Origin of the sequence: Apibacter mensalis (assembly GCF_001418685.1) — a bacterium.
GTDB lineage: Bacteria > Bacteroidota > Bacteroidia > Flavobacteriales > Weeksellaceae > Apibacter > Apibacter mensalis.
The window spans coordinates 102,826-115,683 of the sequence record NZ_LIVM01000003.1 but is presented as its reverse complement, the minus strand read 5'-3'; the positions used below and the strand labels follow the sequence as shown (position 1 = coordinate 115,683).

Sequence of the window (12,858 nt, the reverse complement as noted above, 5' to 3'; positions counted from 1 at the left end):
GCATGTGTTATTTGATTTTTGAACAAATATATTAAAAATTATCATATTGTCATAACAATGCAACATTATTTAAATAAATACAATATAAACAAAACAGAATATTAAACGTTTTGAAGATGAGGCTATAGAGTGGGGGGAATTTTTCTAAAAGATTCGTATACTACCAAGAATAAGAGCCATTGCATTAATTTTAGAGAAGGGAATATCTTGAGGAGCGTTTTTACTGTCCTGTCCAGTAAGCTTAACAAATTGTTCTCCTTTTTCAGATTTTTGAATATATTTTATTACTATGTAATAGGAATTATTATCCATGCTTAGCTCGATTAAATATAATTCACCCCAAAATATGTCTTTAGGTGAAATAGTCTTGAAAATAACGATGTCGCCATTTTGAATTGTTGGGAGCATGGAGTTTCCTTTAACGTAAGCAGCGCCGTCACAATCAGCTAAATCGGGTAGTTTTATAAAATCTATAATATCTTTTTGATCGAATTTCTTATCAGAAATATTTCTCAAACCCCCGTTGCGATCTAAGTTATATAAAGGAATATGATTTTTTTTACTTTTATGGAAATTGTATTCTGATTCTTCAGCTAAATAAAGATTATTATATTTAATATTATCTTTTTTCAACATAGGCTCCTTACCGGTTAATAGCCATTCATAATTAAAAATTTCACATTTTGTGTATATAAGTTTAATATTGTACGAATTCCTTCTTTTCCAATTGTACAATATTTGAGAAGTTATGCCCAAATGTTTTACTAATTGAGAGTCTTTAGTAAACCCATAGTATTTTTTAATTTTGTTAAGAATAATAGTTTTATCCATGTTTGATATAAAAAAACATACATTTTGTGTAAAATAATTTTAAAATAAACAAAATGTATATATATTTGTGTTGAGATAAAACAAAGATATCAAAAAATATATTATTGTTATGACAATAAAACAAATAAAAAGAAAAATAGAAGTGGGAGATTTTATTTTAGCCTCTAAATTATTAAATATAACTCCTGAAAATGTAAGAGCTCGTTTTTCACGCGAAAAAATGGATGTAATGGAAGCTTTAGAAGCAATAATCAGCAATAGGGAAAGACTAATAAAAGAGTATCATAAGAAAATTTCAGGATAATAAATATACGGCAATAAAAACACGATTTACGATAAAATACAAGAGGTCTTAACCCCAAGTTAATTTAAAACCAATATCTATACATAATTTTATACATGCAGTTGTCAACTAATATACGGATTAAAAATGACCTTGTATATATTTATCACACTATCATAGAGTATGAAATGGTGTAATACCGGTTTATAATAAAAATCATGTTTTTATGAGCTAAAAATTTTATGAATAAGTTAAAAAGAAGTTATTAAAATAAGAAATAGGGTCATGAAAAAATTTTATCTACAATATTTAAAACAGTGAGAAATTTCTAAAAAAAATTAATGAAAATAGCTGTGATGTGATTTAATGTACGTATATAAATCAGGTATTATATTACAAGACCTCATTTAACTCAAGTAAAAGATTAAAATATATAAATTGCTTTATTATTTATCTTAAAAAAATATAATAATAAAATATTGTATATTATAAAAATTTTTTTATAGCTTTATGATGGTGTAAGAGGATAAAGATAATTAATGTTATATAAACTTTATGATTGTAAATTTTTTTGTTTATATTTACGGCCATAAAGTTAGTGTTTAAAAGTTTTAAAATTTAAAAAATTAAGTGTTCATCTATTTTTAATGCTATGGTAGCTGCTAAATTTTTGTAATGAAACCAAAGAGGAGATCATTAAAAATAGAATAGATTTTTTAAAATTAAAAAGTAGAAAATCAATTAAGTGTTAATATGTTAATTAATAATTCATTATGAAAAAGAGAGTTTTATTATGTTCATTACTCGGAGTGATTTCCGTTTGTTCTTTCTCTCAAAAAATGCAAAGAGTGGGAATAAATACAGAAAATCCTCAAGGAGTTTTCCATATTAATGGAACCCAAGAAAATTTAAGTCAAGACGACTTTATAATAGATGCAGATGGAAAGGTGGGTATAGGAACTCTTGCTCCTCAATCAAAGCTGGACATTATCGGTACTAAAGGAAAAGGATTGCGGGTAACTCCTCCCGGTAAAATTACTGAAGGAGAAATTATTACTTCGGATGCAGAAGGTAATTTTGTAATTTCACCCCGACCCAAGCCTGACTTGAAGGTAGGAAGTGTTATACAAATTGAAACAAAGCTTACTGCTACTTCAACACAGGCACCTAATTTAAAAAACACAGAACCTTTTCCTCCGGGAGATCCTGGTGCAACTCCGGGAAAAGAGGCTGTTCAAATTTCAGACACCCCTTTAAAACTTGATGCAGGTACTTGGCTGATTCAGCTTAAATATACCACTCGTACATCAAGTTCTCCCAATGGTTTTCGTGAGGGATGTGGAAGACCGGCAGGATTTGATCAATATATTTGGACCTTATTATATGATCTAAAGGGGAAAAAACTGCTAACTACCGTTGGTTTTGCACCTGAACGTGTCGGAGCCTGTGCTACTACCCCTCAGTTAACCCATGTGGTTAGGATAGACCCGGGTCAAGAAATGGAGGTACACGCTTATGCCAGCACCAGTATACCAAATAACACAGTGGTATACGTGGATAATGATTATCCCGGTTTTGCTACCGGTAAGCCGTATTTTAGAGCTATACGATTAGATCAATTTAAATAAGTGAAAAAATAGGATCTTTATTATAATTTTATATTTAAAATCATGAAAAAAATAATTTTAACCATGTGCCTTTTGGTTGTAGCAACAGGATTTGGTATTTCACAAGGTATTGGTATTTTACAAGATAAAAAAGGAGTGGGTATTAATACCGATCACCCTCAAGGGATTTTTCACATTGATGCAAAAAAAGATAACGGGAATATTTCTATCCCTTTAAATACATCCGATGATGTGGTTTTCAAGCCGGGAAAAAATGAATTACTTAATCCATTTTCAAAGTTCTATGGTCATTTAGGTGTAGGAAAAGTTAATCCGAATGTAGGTTTAGATGTTAATGGAAACATTCGGCTACAAGATGGAACCGAAGCTGCGACCAATATATTGGTTAGCACTGATTCTCTAGGAAATGCAAAATGGATAGCTCCGGAAAAACCGGTAATTAGAACAGGAACAATAGGCGATAAATTGCCTTTAAGGCTGGACGGTGGTTCTACAAATTTGACTGAAAAAACTTTAAAGCTAGAACCGGGAAGGTGGTTGGTTCTTTCCAAGTTTGTTGTTAGAAATGGTGCTGATCCGGGTGGAGCTAACAGACCTCGAAATAATATATGGATTTACTTAAAAAATGTAACTGAGCATCCAACTTTGGATGATAAAGTCTATAATACTATTTTAGGGGTACCTGTAGAACAAGCCGGATTTTATATTGGGACACCCCAGTTGGCTGCTGTAGTGGTGGTACCTAAAGTAGATAAAAATGGTCAAAAAGTTGGTCATCAAGAATTTGAAATACATGGAAGCACCAGTAATGTGCAGTATAAATATATTACAACTAATGACTACTTTCAGGGATCTTACTTTTATGCCGTTCGGTTAGATTCAGGACTAATAGATTAATTAATACATATGAATTTTAAATTTAGTATATGAAAAAGTTATTTTTATTATATATAATTGTGGCAGGAGGTATGGGATTCAATTTCTCTTTTGCCCAAGCACCTGCAGTAGGGATAAACACAACTCAACCTCAAGGTCCTTTTCATGTAGATGCCAAGGGAGATACTCAAGGAGGGGCTAATACTTCAGATGATGTGATTGTTGATAAAAGTGGTAATTTAGGAATAGGAACTATTACGCCTACGGCTAAGGTACATATTAAAACAGATGGTAATATAAACGGAATTCGTATCAGTGATCAATCTGAGGATAAAGGAAGCATGTTGATGTTTCAGGATAACACGGGAGTAGTTAACTGGGTACCTAAACCGTTTACTATAAAACAGGCTGAAATTAATGGAGATTTTAATATGAACGTGCCCTTTCCGAGAGGAGCAAATGATCATAGAGAAATTTCAATAACGGGAAAAGGATTGAAATTACCACCAGGGGTGTGGATGATTATGGCTAAGTATATGATATATAACCATGGTAATGATGAAGGAAAATTATATTGGACGTATCTGCATGATCTAGATGATCTTAGTACTGTTTCCTACGACCCCAACGATAATAAATTGAAAAATAAACGAGCTCCTTGTTTTAATGATAGTCTTCAAATAGATCCTAGTAAATGTAGTTCATGGAATAAGAATTGGTATTTGGCAAGTGCAGGGATAGGTGGAAATCCATCCCAACACGCCATGTCAGTTGTCGGAGTATATCCGGAAGCCAAAAGTCAAGGATACACAACCCCGTACATCAATTATATCGCAGTGATTCAATCTCCCGGTAAAAAACCTGGAGACCCGGGATATGAACATGAAATAGCCTTGACTTTTAGTACAAGTTTGAATGCTACCAACGAATTGGAAAGTAAATCAGCCATACCGGGAGCAGGTAACGGCGGTGGTGACCTGCCGGTTGGGGTTTATTTCTTTGCCGTTCGTTTAGATATAGATGAAGATTCTTTATATCCATCAGCACCATAGTGAAAATATCTATATACTAGTATTTTTTATATATAAATACCTGCCATACCGGCAGGTATTTTTTATTCAATACCGGTAATACCCATTTTTTTCATTAAAAAAGTGGCATTCATATTTTGAGCTATTCCTTCTTTTAATTTATAATCAAACCATAGCTCATCTTGTAAAATTTCTGCTTCAAAACGATAGTTCTTTATATTATCCGGATAGGCCGTCTCTAAGGTTCCTACTACTAAATCATGAGTAGCAATAATTCCATTACCCTTTAAGGAAATAAGCTGCTTCATAAGAGCCAAAGACCCCTTTTGCTTATCTTCCGAATTAGTTCCTTTTAAAATTTCATCTAAGATTATAAATAAATGTTCTCCGGATCTTAACCTATCTATAATCATCTTCAATCGTTTCAACTCAGAGAAGAAATAAGATTCATGATCAACTAATGAATCTGTAGTTCTTAAATTGGTAACCAAATTTCCCGGGAAAATTTCTAAAGACTTTGCATAGACCGGTGCTCCGATACAAGCCAGTATATAATTAACTCCTATAGTTCTTAGATAAGTACTTTTACCTGCCATGTTAGCTCCGGTAATTACTAAGAAAAACTTTTCTTTTGAAATTTTAACATCATTAGTTACACAAGCAGAACGGTTAAGTAAAGGATGTCCCAATTCCTTACCTTCAAATATAAAATGTTCGGTATTTATTTTAGGATAGCAATAGTCGGGATGCGTATATGCATAAGTAGAAAGAGAACACCAGGCGTCGAAACGAGAAAGAGAATCAAACCAATCAGGCAAATGGTTATTATATGTATTTATCCATTTTTCTATTTGAATGGAATAACGTACACTCCAACATAAAACAGGATTAAAAAATAAAGTCATGGGATAAGCCAAACCCATATTTAAATGAGAATAATATCGCTCTAGCTTATGAATGGCTACGGAAGCAGGTGTTCCCTTCTTAAGGATATTTTGATGTTTTTTCAATAATTTGCTTTTAAAATTTTGATCTTCTATGGTTTTAAAAAGTGAGGTATAGGTAGATAAAATATCCGTTTTATTATTTAATTGGTGAACTATTCGATTTACGTGCCTACCCGCATAAGTGTTGATTGAAAAGGTTATGATCCATAAAGGAATCAAATATAAAGCAGATACTATGTGGAAGGCTGTAAGCAATAGTAAACTGAAATACAAGCATGGTATAAGGTATATTATAATTTCCCAGAATTTATTTTTATATAATAAAAATGTATTGGAAAAAATTTGAGAAAAACGGTCTTCCTTTTTATCGGAATTTTTATTTAAGGTACCTAAAACTCTAAAATGATTTACCCATTCTTGTTTGAAGGCTAATTCTTGGATGCTTTCCTGATTTTCTAATATAGTTTTTTTTTCTAAAACAGGAGAAATAAATTGAAGGGCAAGAAATTGTTCACCTTGAGGGGTGCAGGTTCGATTGATGGCCTGGAAAAGGGATCGATCGCCAAACAAATCTAAATCATAGCTGAAGCTGTGTTCTGCTGATATATATTCCGGTGCTCCTTTAAAAGAAGAAAAATCGTAATTAAGTGCTTTACATTCATTTTCTGCCAATGTTAGTAAGGTTTCCGAATAATTTTTTTTATAAAATAGTTTTTGATGTAATTTTAACAATAAAATAAAAAGGAAAAAAAATATAAAAATAATTCCACCGGTAAGATAACTGTTTTTCCATGTAAATATACAAAGTATGGCAGCCAACAGTACTACCGCTAATCTTACTGCAGCAACAATAAATATCTTTTTTTTTAATGATTGTACAGTTTTATTCTCTTTATTTATAAGAAAATGGTACGAATTTTTAATATCTTTTATTTTCATACTTTCAAAGTTAAACAAAATAAAATAGTTGGGGTTAAGGCTTATATATTTCCTACAATCTTATTTTTTTAGGTAATAACATAAGGAAATAAAATTTATAAATTATCTTTTTATTGATGGCGGGATCTTTTTAAATTAGATAATTATAGTATATAAAATGAATTAATATAAAGATAGATAAACAAAAAGCCTGATTAAAAATCAGGCTTATGTTTCTTTGTTTACATTTTATTATAGGGCTAAGTCAATCACTTCAGACATTTGAGTTACATAATGTATTCGTAAGCCTTTAATATAATCGGGATTTATTTTTTCAATATCTTTTTTATTTTCTTCACAGAGTATCACATCTGTAATACCGGCACGTTTAGCTGCTAAAATTTTTTCTTTTATACCACCTACAGGGAGAACTTTACCTCGTAAAGTAATTTCTCCGGTCATTGCCCACTTAGACTTAACTTTTTTACCGGTAAATGAAGAAACGAGTGAAGTTAGCATCGCTATGCCGGCGGAAGGACCGTCTTTTGGAGTTGCTCCTTCAGGTACATGGATATGGATATTGCTTTCTTCAATCTTGAGAGGATCGATATGAAACTGTTTATAGTTAGATTTAATATATTCCAAAGCAATAGTAGCAGATTCTTTCATAACATTGCCTAAGTTTCCGGTCATCGATAAATTTCCTTTACCTTTAGATAGAATGCTTTCAATAAAAAGAATATCTCCACCAACCTGAGTCCAGGCTAACCCGGTAACGACTCCGGGAACTTTATTAGTTTCTGAAGTTTCCGGCATCATAGGCGGTCCAAGGATTTCAATAATTTTATTTTGATTTAACTTTTTGGTGTATTCAATATTACGGGCAATTTGTAAGGCAATATTCCTGACAATTTTCGAAATTTTCCTTTCCAGTCCTCTAACTCCGGATTCTCGTGTATACGCTTGAATGATAAATTCCAATTCTTTTTTGCTTATAGAAATATCCTTTTTATTGAGTCCATGTTCAAGAATTTGCTTAGGTAAAAGATATTTATAGGAAATTTCTACTTTTTCTTCAACGGTATATCCGGATATATCAATAATTTCCATTCTGTCCAATAAAGCAGGTTGTATGGTGGCTAAATTATTAGCAGTAGCAATAAATAATACTTTGGATAAGTCGTAATCTACATCAAGGAAATTATCGTGAAAGGTACTGTTTTGCTCAGGATCTAATACTTCAAGTAATGCTGAAGAAGGGTCACCGTGTCCGCTGGAGCTAATTTTATCTATTTCATCCAAAACAACAACGGGATTTGAAAATCCTGCCTTTTTAATGGATTGAATGATTCTACCCGGCATGGCACCAATATAAGTTTTACGGTGTCCTCTTATTTCCGATTCATCATGCAGACCTCCCAAGGATATACGAATGTATTTTCTTCCTAAAGCAGATGCTATGGATTTACCTAAAGAGGTTTTACCTACACCGGGAGGACCATATAAGCAAATTATAGGAGATTTCATATCTCCTTTGAGTTTTAAAACCGCAAGATATTCTAAGATTCGTTCCTTAACATCTTCTAATCCGAAATGATCTTTATTTAGAACTTTTTCAGCATGATTTATATCAAAATTATCCTTAGAATATTTTTCCCAAGGTAAATCCAACATCAATTCCAAATAATTCCTCTGAACACCGTAGTCAGGTGTTTGTGGATTCATACGAACCAATCGATTAAGCTCTTTTTCAAAATGTTCATTTATTGTTTTGTTCCATTTTTTTTTCGAAGCCTTTTCTTTCATTTCTTGTATCTCAGCTTCGTAAGAAACACCTCCCAGTTCTTCCTGAATGGTTTTCATTTGCTGGTGAAGAAAATATTCACGTTGTTGTTTGCTGAGATCAGTATTGACTTTGTCTTGAATAGAATTTTTTAAAGTTATTTTTTGAAGCTCAAAGTTCAGGTGCTTTAAAGTTTCGGAAGCACGATCTAATAAATTGTTAACCTCTAATAATTCCTGCTTTTTGATTATAGGTAAATCAAGATTTGAAGCTACAAAATTAACCAATAACGAGCTGCCTTCAATATTCTTAATTGCAAAAGAAGCATCTGAGGGAATTGCCGGATTTTCATTGATAATTTTAATTGCAGTCTCACGCAGGCTTTCCAGCAATACATTAAAATGTTCTTTGTTTTTATTGGAAACTTTCCTTTTATCTTCCAGTAAAGTAACTTCTGCTTTTAAATAAGGCTCTTCTTCAAGTATATTATTGATTGAAAATTTTCGTATTCCTTGAATAATTACCATAATACTTCCATCGGGCATTTTAAGTAATTTTAATATTTTACCTATAGTGCCCACAGTGTACATATCATTAATAGACGGATTATCCGCATTAACATCCTTTTGTGTAATAACTGCTATTATTTTATCACTTTGCTGCGCTTCTTGTAATAAATTTATGGATTTGTTTCTTCCGGCAGTAATGGGTATAACCACCCCGGGGAATAACACTACATTTTTTACCGGTAGTAAGGGTAAAACCGTAGGAAAAGTTTCATTCATCATTTTATCTTCCTCATCCTGGCTTAATAAGGGAATAAATTCTCCATCATTTTGCATAACTTGATCTAATGACAATATGTCGAACTTCATAATATTTCGTATTAAAAATTTAATGACAAACTTTCAGATATCTAGAAAAAGTAAATTACATTTTGTAAATATTAATTGGGTATAGTATTGATTATTAATAAGAAATGTTGTAACCTCTAAAGTTTGTACATGTATTAAGGTCAATTAATATGCCAAATAGAAATTAAGGTTGAAAGCAAATAAAACCTTAGTTTATAGCTTGATAAGAGTAAGTATTTCTCTGCTTCCGTCGGAATAAGTGACCTTTACAAAATATCGCCCTGTTGGAAGTTTGGAAATATTAATTTCATGATTAAGATTGGAACCTGTTATATCCTTATTAATTAAATTGGTGCCAACCATCGACAGGACAGAAATGTTATTAATTGTATATGAACTTGAATTCTTTACCAATATAAAATTTACAGCCGGGTTAGGATACAATTTTGATTTTGTATAAGGTTGCTCTTGCAAATAAAACTTCATTAAAAAATTTGCTGGTAAGTTTTTTGCCGTAACCAGGTTAATTGTAAAAAGTAATGTAATAAAAAATAAAAATTTCTTCATAAGCAATTATAATAATAAATATACGAAATTTTTCTTGACAAAAGAATAGTTTTAAACATTAAAAATTAATGTATAAAATTAATACAAACTTTTATTATTTACAACTTTTTATTTAATTATTTTAATTTTTATTTGTGAATAAGGATAATTTTAAGTTATCTTATCTTTAAAAAGTTTGATAAAAACGGATTTATTCATTTATTCAGAATTTTTATTTTATATAGTTGCAGCTAAAGTAAAAATACTTACTTGGGAATTTTTTGTTTTTATAAGTTCTTGAGTACAAGCAATTAAAGTAGCTCCTGTTGTTAAGACATCGTCAACTAATAAATAGTGATCGGAACTTTTAGAATTTCTTTTAAAAGCATTTTTCATTTTTTTTAAACGCTTTTCTTTACTCGATTGTGTTTGAGATTCCGTATGAGAAACTCGTTGGAGTAAATGTTCATCAAGATTACAATGTAACAAAGTTGCCAGTTTTTGACAGCAGAGCATGATTTGATTATAGCTTCTTTTTTTATATCTTTTCGGATGAATAGGAACCGGAATAATGGTTTTTATGTCTTTCAAATAAGGATTGCCTTCATTTTGCATAAACCATATTTCAGCTAACCAGGAACCAATTTCAGGTTTATTTTTATATTTTAAATGATGAATCAATTGTCGAGTTACATTCTCTTTTGAAAAAAATAATAAAGAAGAAGCAAATTTTATTTTTACGGAATTATTTATTTGATTGTGAATAATATTTGTATCGTTAAAGGGGATATATGTAAATGGTAAATTAGCTTTACATATCTCACATAAATATTGTTGTGATGAAGGAATAATTGTTTCACAACCAATACATCTATTAGGAAACAGTGTGGAGAGTATTTCTTGCCACATGAGTAATTTTAAATTATCTTTGCCAAAGATAAACAAATTTATATAATTGTGATAAGGCTGACTAAAATATTTACATTTGAAACAGCACATGCTCTGTGGGGATATGATGGTAAATGTAAGAACATTCATGGCCATTCTTATAAATTATATGTTACCGTTAAAGGAGAACCTTGCAACGATATACATCATGTTAAAAATGGAATGGTTATGGATTTTGGAGATTTAAAGTCTATTGTAAAAAAATTAATTATAAATCCCTTAGATCATGCCATTATTTTGAATGCTCAAACAGAACATAAAAAATTAGGAGAGCAATTGCAAAATCAAGGTCATAAAGTTATATTTATGAATTATCAGCCTACATGTGAGAATATGTTGATGGATTTTGCCGATAAGATACAATTGGAACTTCCTGAGAATATTATTTTAGCGAAGCTTAAATTATACGAAACCGAAACCTCATATGGTGAATGGATAAGGGAAGACCAATAGAAATTAAATTGATACCAGGGAAAAAAGCTTATTTTACCTCAGATCAGCATTTAGGGGCTCCTAATGTTATATCATCTAGAGAAAGAGAAAAAATTTTTGTAAATTTTTTAGAGCAGATTAAACATGACGCTCAAATACTGTTTCTGTTAGGAGATTTATTCGATTTTTGGCATGAATATAAAACAGTTGTACCTAAAGGATTTGTTCGAGTATTAGGGAAGTTGGCAGAGCTATCAGATTCTGGCGTTAAAATATATTTTTTTACCGGTAATCATGATTTATGGATGAGAGATTATCTTCAAAAAGAATTAGCTGTAACAATTTTTATTGAGGAACAAACATTTATCATTAATAACAAAAGTTTTTTTGTTGCACATGGAGATGGATTAGGACCTGGAGATCAAGGGTATAAAAGAATGAAAAAACTTTTCACGAACCCTGTTGCTAGATGGTTTTTCAGATGGTTGCATCCGGATATAGGAGTTGCTTTAGGTAATTACTTATCAAGAAAGAATAAATTAATAAGCGGAGAGGAAGATATAAAATTCTTAGGAGAAGATCATGAATGGCTGATTGTATTTTCTAAAGAAAAGCTAATTGAAAAACATTACGATTATTTTGTTTATGGACATCGTCATTTACCCATGGATCTACTAATTGGCAAAGATAAAAACAGCCATTATGTAAATTTAGGAGATTGGGTTACTTATTATACTTATGCAGTTTTCGACAGGGGGAATTTACATTTACAAACTTTTAAGTAAACTCTATTAATATCCCTTTTAAACTTCAAACATCTTCTTGAATTCAGTGGTATCTGTCGTAATAATTCTTTTGGAAAATAGTAAAGATAATTCCATCGTATAAAGGCCTCCGGTATGTTTTACTATTTTTTTATCGGTTTCTGAAACTAAATTCAAAATTTTTCAGGCTTTATGAATTCATTTAATGTTAAAAAAGTATAAATTTCATTATTATTTTTTGTTTTAGTAAAATTTATTACATTATTTTCCCATGTATTAATAAAATATTTCCATAATTAAACTCAAGTAAGTTTTTGAAAATTTTATAATTGTTTCTGGGATTTTGTGTAAAGGAATACATCATGAAAATAAGAGATAATTAATGGACTCGGTTACTACTTTGGCACATTCCTATCTTTGAGCAGTAATGTGGTATATGTACGATTCATTAAAAAAAGCAAATTTCCACTCAAACAATTATAGGCATCTGTTTCATTAGTGAGCACTATGGTCGTCATTACGTTTTTTAAACCGTATGGAGTTTAGTTTTCATGAGTTTTAATTCAATTATAGAGGAGGTAAACCAAAATTTTTATAGGTGGTAAAACTATTTTCGCTTAAATTGAAAATAATCTTTTCTTTTTCAGCAGTAAATATACCCAAATTTTCAATGTTTAAATATTGATGAGTTTTTAAAATAGTTTTCCATCCACTGATTGTTTGATAAACCAATTCTTTTGCTTTTTCAATATCTGTAGGTTTCAACTCAGCAATTACATCAGCTAAGCAAGTATCATTTAAATTGTGTTGCTGAGTAAAATAAAGTGAATAGGAGGGAGGGAGGATTTGATAGGTATCCTTATCCTTTTTAACGGAATTAAATTTCAGTTCAAATTTGCCAAAGGAAGGTAAAGTAACTTGATTGGCTTCTTCCAATAACAAAATGCAATATTTCACTATGTCCATAGGGTAAATTTAAAATAAATAGATTATTTTATCAAATAACTTTGACTGCCT

13 protein-coding genes are annotated in these 12,858 nt (G+C 30.8%); 6 read left to right on the top strand and 7 right to left on the bottom strand.

The features are described from left to right. Positions 1–144: 144 nt before the first annotated feature. Positions 145–831 (bottom strand): LexA family transcriptional regulator, encoded by a 687-nt coding sequence (locus ASC36_RS03005; protein WP_082435385.1) that lies wholly within the window; start codon positions 829–831, stop codon positions 145–147. 109 nt (positions 832–940) lie between these two features. Here ASC36_RS03005 and ASC36_RS03000 point away from each other — a divergent pair, with 109 nt between their 5' ends. From ASC36_RS03000 to ASC36_RS02985, 4 genes are all read left to right on the top strand, one after another. After that, positions 941–1,135 (top strand): hypothetical protein, encoded by a 195-nt coding sequence (locus ASC36_RS03000; protein ID WP_055425012.1) that lies wholly within the window; start codon positions 941–943, stop codon positions 1,133–1,135. A gap of 752 nt (positions 1,136–1,887) precedes the next feature. Next, positions 1,888–2,742: a hypothetical protein gene (locus ASC36_RS02995; RefSeq protein WP_141656183.1), complete on the top strand. Its 855-nt coding sequence runs from the start codon at positions 1,888–1,890 to the stop codon at positions 2,740–2,742. A gap of 42 nt (positions 2,743–2,784) precedes the next feature. Continuing rightward, positions 2,785–3,639 (top strand): hypothetical protein, encoded by an 855-nt coding sequence (locus ASC36_RS02990; RefSeq protein WP_055425010.1) that lies wholly within the window; start codon positions 2,785–2,787, stop codon positions 3,637–3,639. Positions 3,640–3,668: 29 nt separating this feature from the next. Next, complete coding sequence (locus tag ASC36_RS02985) at positions 3,669–4,670, top strand: hypothetical protein (RefSeq protein ID WP_055425009.1); 1,002 nt, start codon at positions 3,669–3,671, stop codon at positions 4,668–4,670. Positions 4,671–4,732: 62 nt separating this feature from the next. On the opposite strand, the gene ASC36_RS02980 is transcribed toward ASC36_RS02985, so the two are convergent. The 4 genes from ASC36_RS02980 to ASC36_RS02965 form a co-directional block, all read right to left on the bottom strand. Then, positions 4,733–6,535, bottom strand: coding sequence for a MutS-related protein (locus ASC36_RS02980; protein WP_055425008.1), 1,803 nt, complete (start codon positions 6,533–6,535; stop codon positions 4,733–4,735). A gap of 231 nt (positions 6,536–6,766) precedes the next feature. Then, positions 6,767–9,172, bottom strand: a complete 2,406-nt coding sequence (gene lon / locus ASC36_RS02975; protein WP_055425007.1) for an endopeptidase La — start codon at positions 9,170–9,172, stop codon at positions 6,767–6,769. A 192-nt stretch (positions 9,173–9,364) separates the two neighbouring features. Beyond that, positions 9,365–9,637, bottom strand: a complete 273-nt coding sequence (locus tag ASC36_RS02970) for a T9SS type A sorting domain-containing protein (RefSeq protein ID WP_167336866.1) — start codon at positions 9,635–9,637, stop codon at positions 9,365–9,367. A 297-nt stretch (positions 9,638–9,934) separates the two neighbouring features. Further along, positions 9,935–10,606 (bottom strand): ComF family protein, encoded by a 672-nt coding sequence (locus ASC36_RS02965; protein ID WP_055425005.1) that lies wholly within the window; start codon positions 10,604–10,606, stop codon positions 9,935–9,937. Between the two features lie 48 nt (positions 10,607–10,654). Here ASC36_RS02965 and ASC36_RS02960 point away from each other — a divergent pair, with 48 nt between their 5' ends. Together ASC36_RS02960 and ASC36_RS02955 are read left to right on the top strand one after the other, a co-directional pair. Next, positions 10,655–11,098: a 6-pyruvoyl trahydropterin synthase family protein gene (locus ASC36_RS02960; RefSeq protein WP_055425004.1), complete on the top strand. Its 444-nt coding sequence runs from the start codon at positions 10,655–10,657 to the stop codon at positions 11,096–11,098. Then, complete coding sequence (locus ASC36_RS02955) at positions 11,077–11,862, top strand: UDP-2,3-diacylglucosamine diphosphatase (RefSeq protein WP_055425003.1); 786 nt, start codon at positions 11,077–11,079, stop codon at positions 11,860–11,862. Before ASC36_RS02960 ends, ASC36_RS02955 begins: the two co-directional genes overlap by 22 nt. A gap of 18 nt (positions 11,863–11,880) precedes the next feature. Here the strand turns inward: ASC36_RS02955 and ASC36_RS10610 are convergent, their stop codons facing one another. Both ASC36_RS10610 and ASC36_RS02950 read right to left on the bottom strand, forming a co-directional pair. Continuing rightward, positions 11,881–12,018: a hypothetical protein gene (locus tag ASC36_RS10610; RefSeq protein WP_156332303.1), complete on the bottom strand. Its 138-nt coding sequence runs from the start codon at positions 12,016–12,018 to the stop codon at positions 11,881–11,883. Between the two features lie 390 nt (positions 12,019–12,408). Then, entirely contained in the window at positions 12,409–12,807 is a 399-nt protein-coding gene (locus ASC36_RS02950; protein WP_055425002.1) for an HU domain-containing protein, read from the bottom strand. Between the last annotated feature and the right edge of the window lie 51 nt (positions 12,808–12,858).

Excerpts from the sequence above, each read along its gene's own strand:
- ASC36_RS03005 (WP_082435385.1), bottom strand. The coding sequence starts at position 831 with ATGGATAAAACTATTATTCTTAACAAAATTAAAAAATACTATGGGTTT.
- ASC36_RS03000 (WP_055425012.1), top strand. The coding sequence starts at position 941 with ATGACAATAAAACAAATAAAAAGAAAAATAGAAGTGGGAGATTTTATT.
- ASC36_RS02995 (WP_141656183.1), top strand. The coding sequence starts at position 1,888 with ATGAAAAAGAGAGTTTTATTATGTTCATTACTCGGAGTGATTTCCGTT.
- ASC36_RS02990 (WP_055425010.1), top strand. The coding sequence starts at position 2,785 with ATGAAAAAAATAATTTTAACCATGTGCCTTTTGGTTGTAGCAACAGGA.
- ASC36_RS02985 (WP_055425009.1), top strand. The coding sequence starts at position 3,669 with ATGAAAAAGTTATTTTTATTATATATAATTGTGGCAGGAGGTATGGGA.
- ASC36_RS02980 (WP_055425008.1), bottom strand. The coding sequence starts at position 6,535 with ATGAAAATAAAAGATATTAAAAATTCGTACCATTTTCTTATAAATAAA.
- lon (WP_055425007.1), bottom strand. The coding sequence starts at position 9,172 with ATGAAGTTCGACATATTGTCATTAGATCAAGTTATGCAAAATGATGGA.
- ASC36_RS02970 (WP_167336866.1), bottom strand. The coding sequence starts at position 9,637 with ATGAAGTTTTATTTGCAAGAGCAACCTTATACAAAATCAAAATTGTAT.
- ASC36_RS02965 (WP_055425005.1), bottom strand. The coding sequence starts at position 10,606 with ATGTGGCAAGAAATACTCTCCACACTGTTTCCTAATAGATGTATTGGT.
- ASC36_RS02955 (WP_055425003.1), top strand. The coding sequence starts at position 11,077 with ATGGATAAGGGAAGACCAATAGAAATTAAATTGATACCAGGGAAAAAA.
- ASC36_RS02950 (WP_055425002.1), bottom strand. The coding sequence starts at position 12,807 with ATGGACATAGTGAAATATTGCATTTTGTTATTGGAAGAAGCCAATCAA.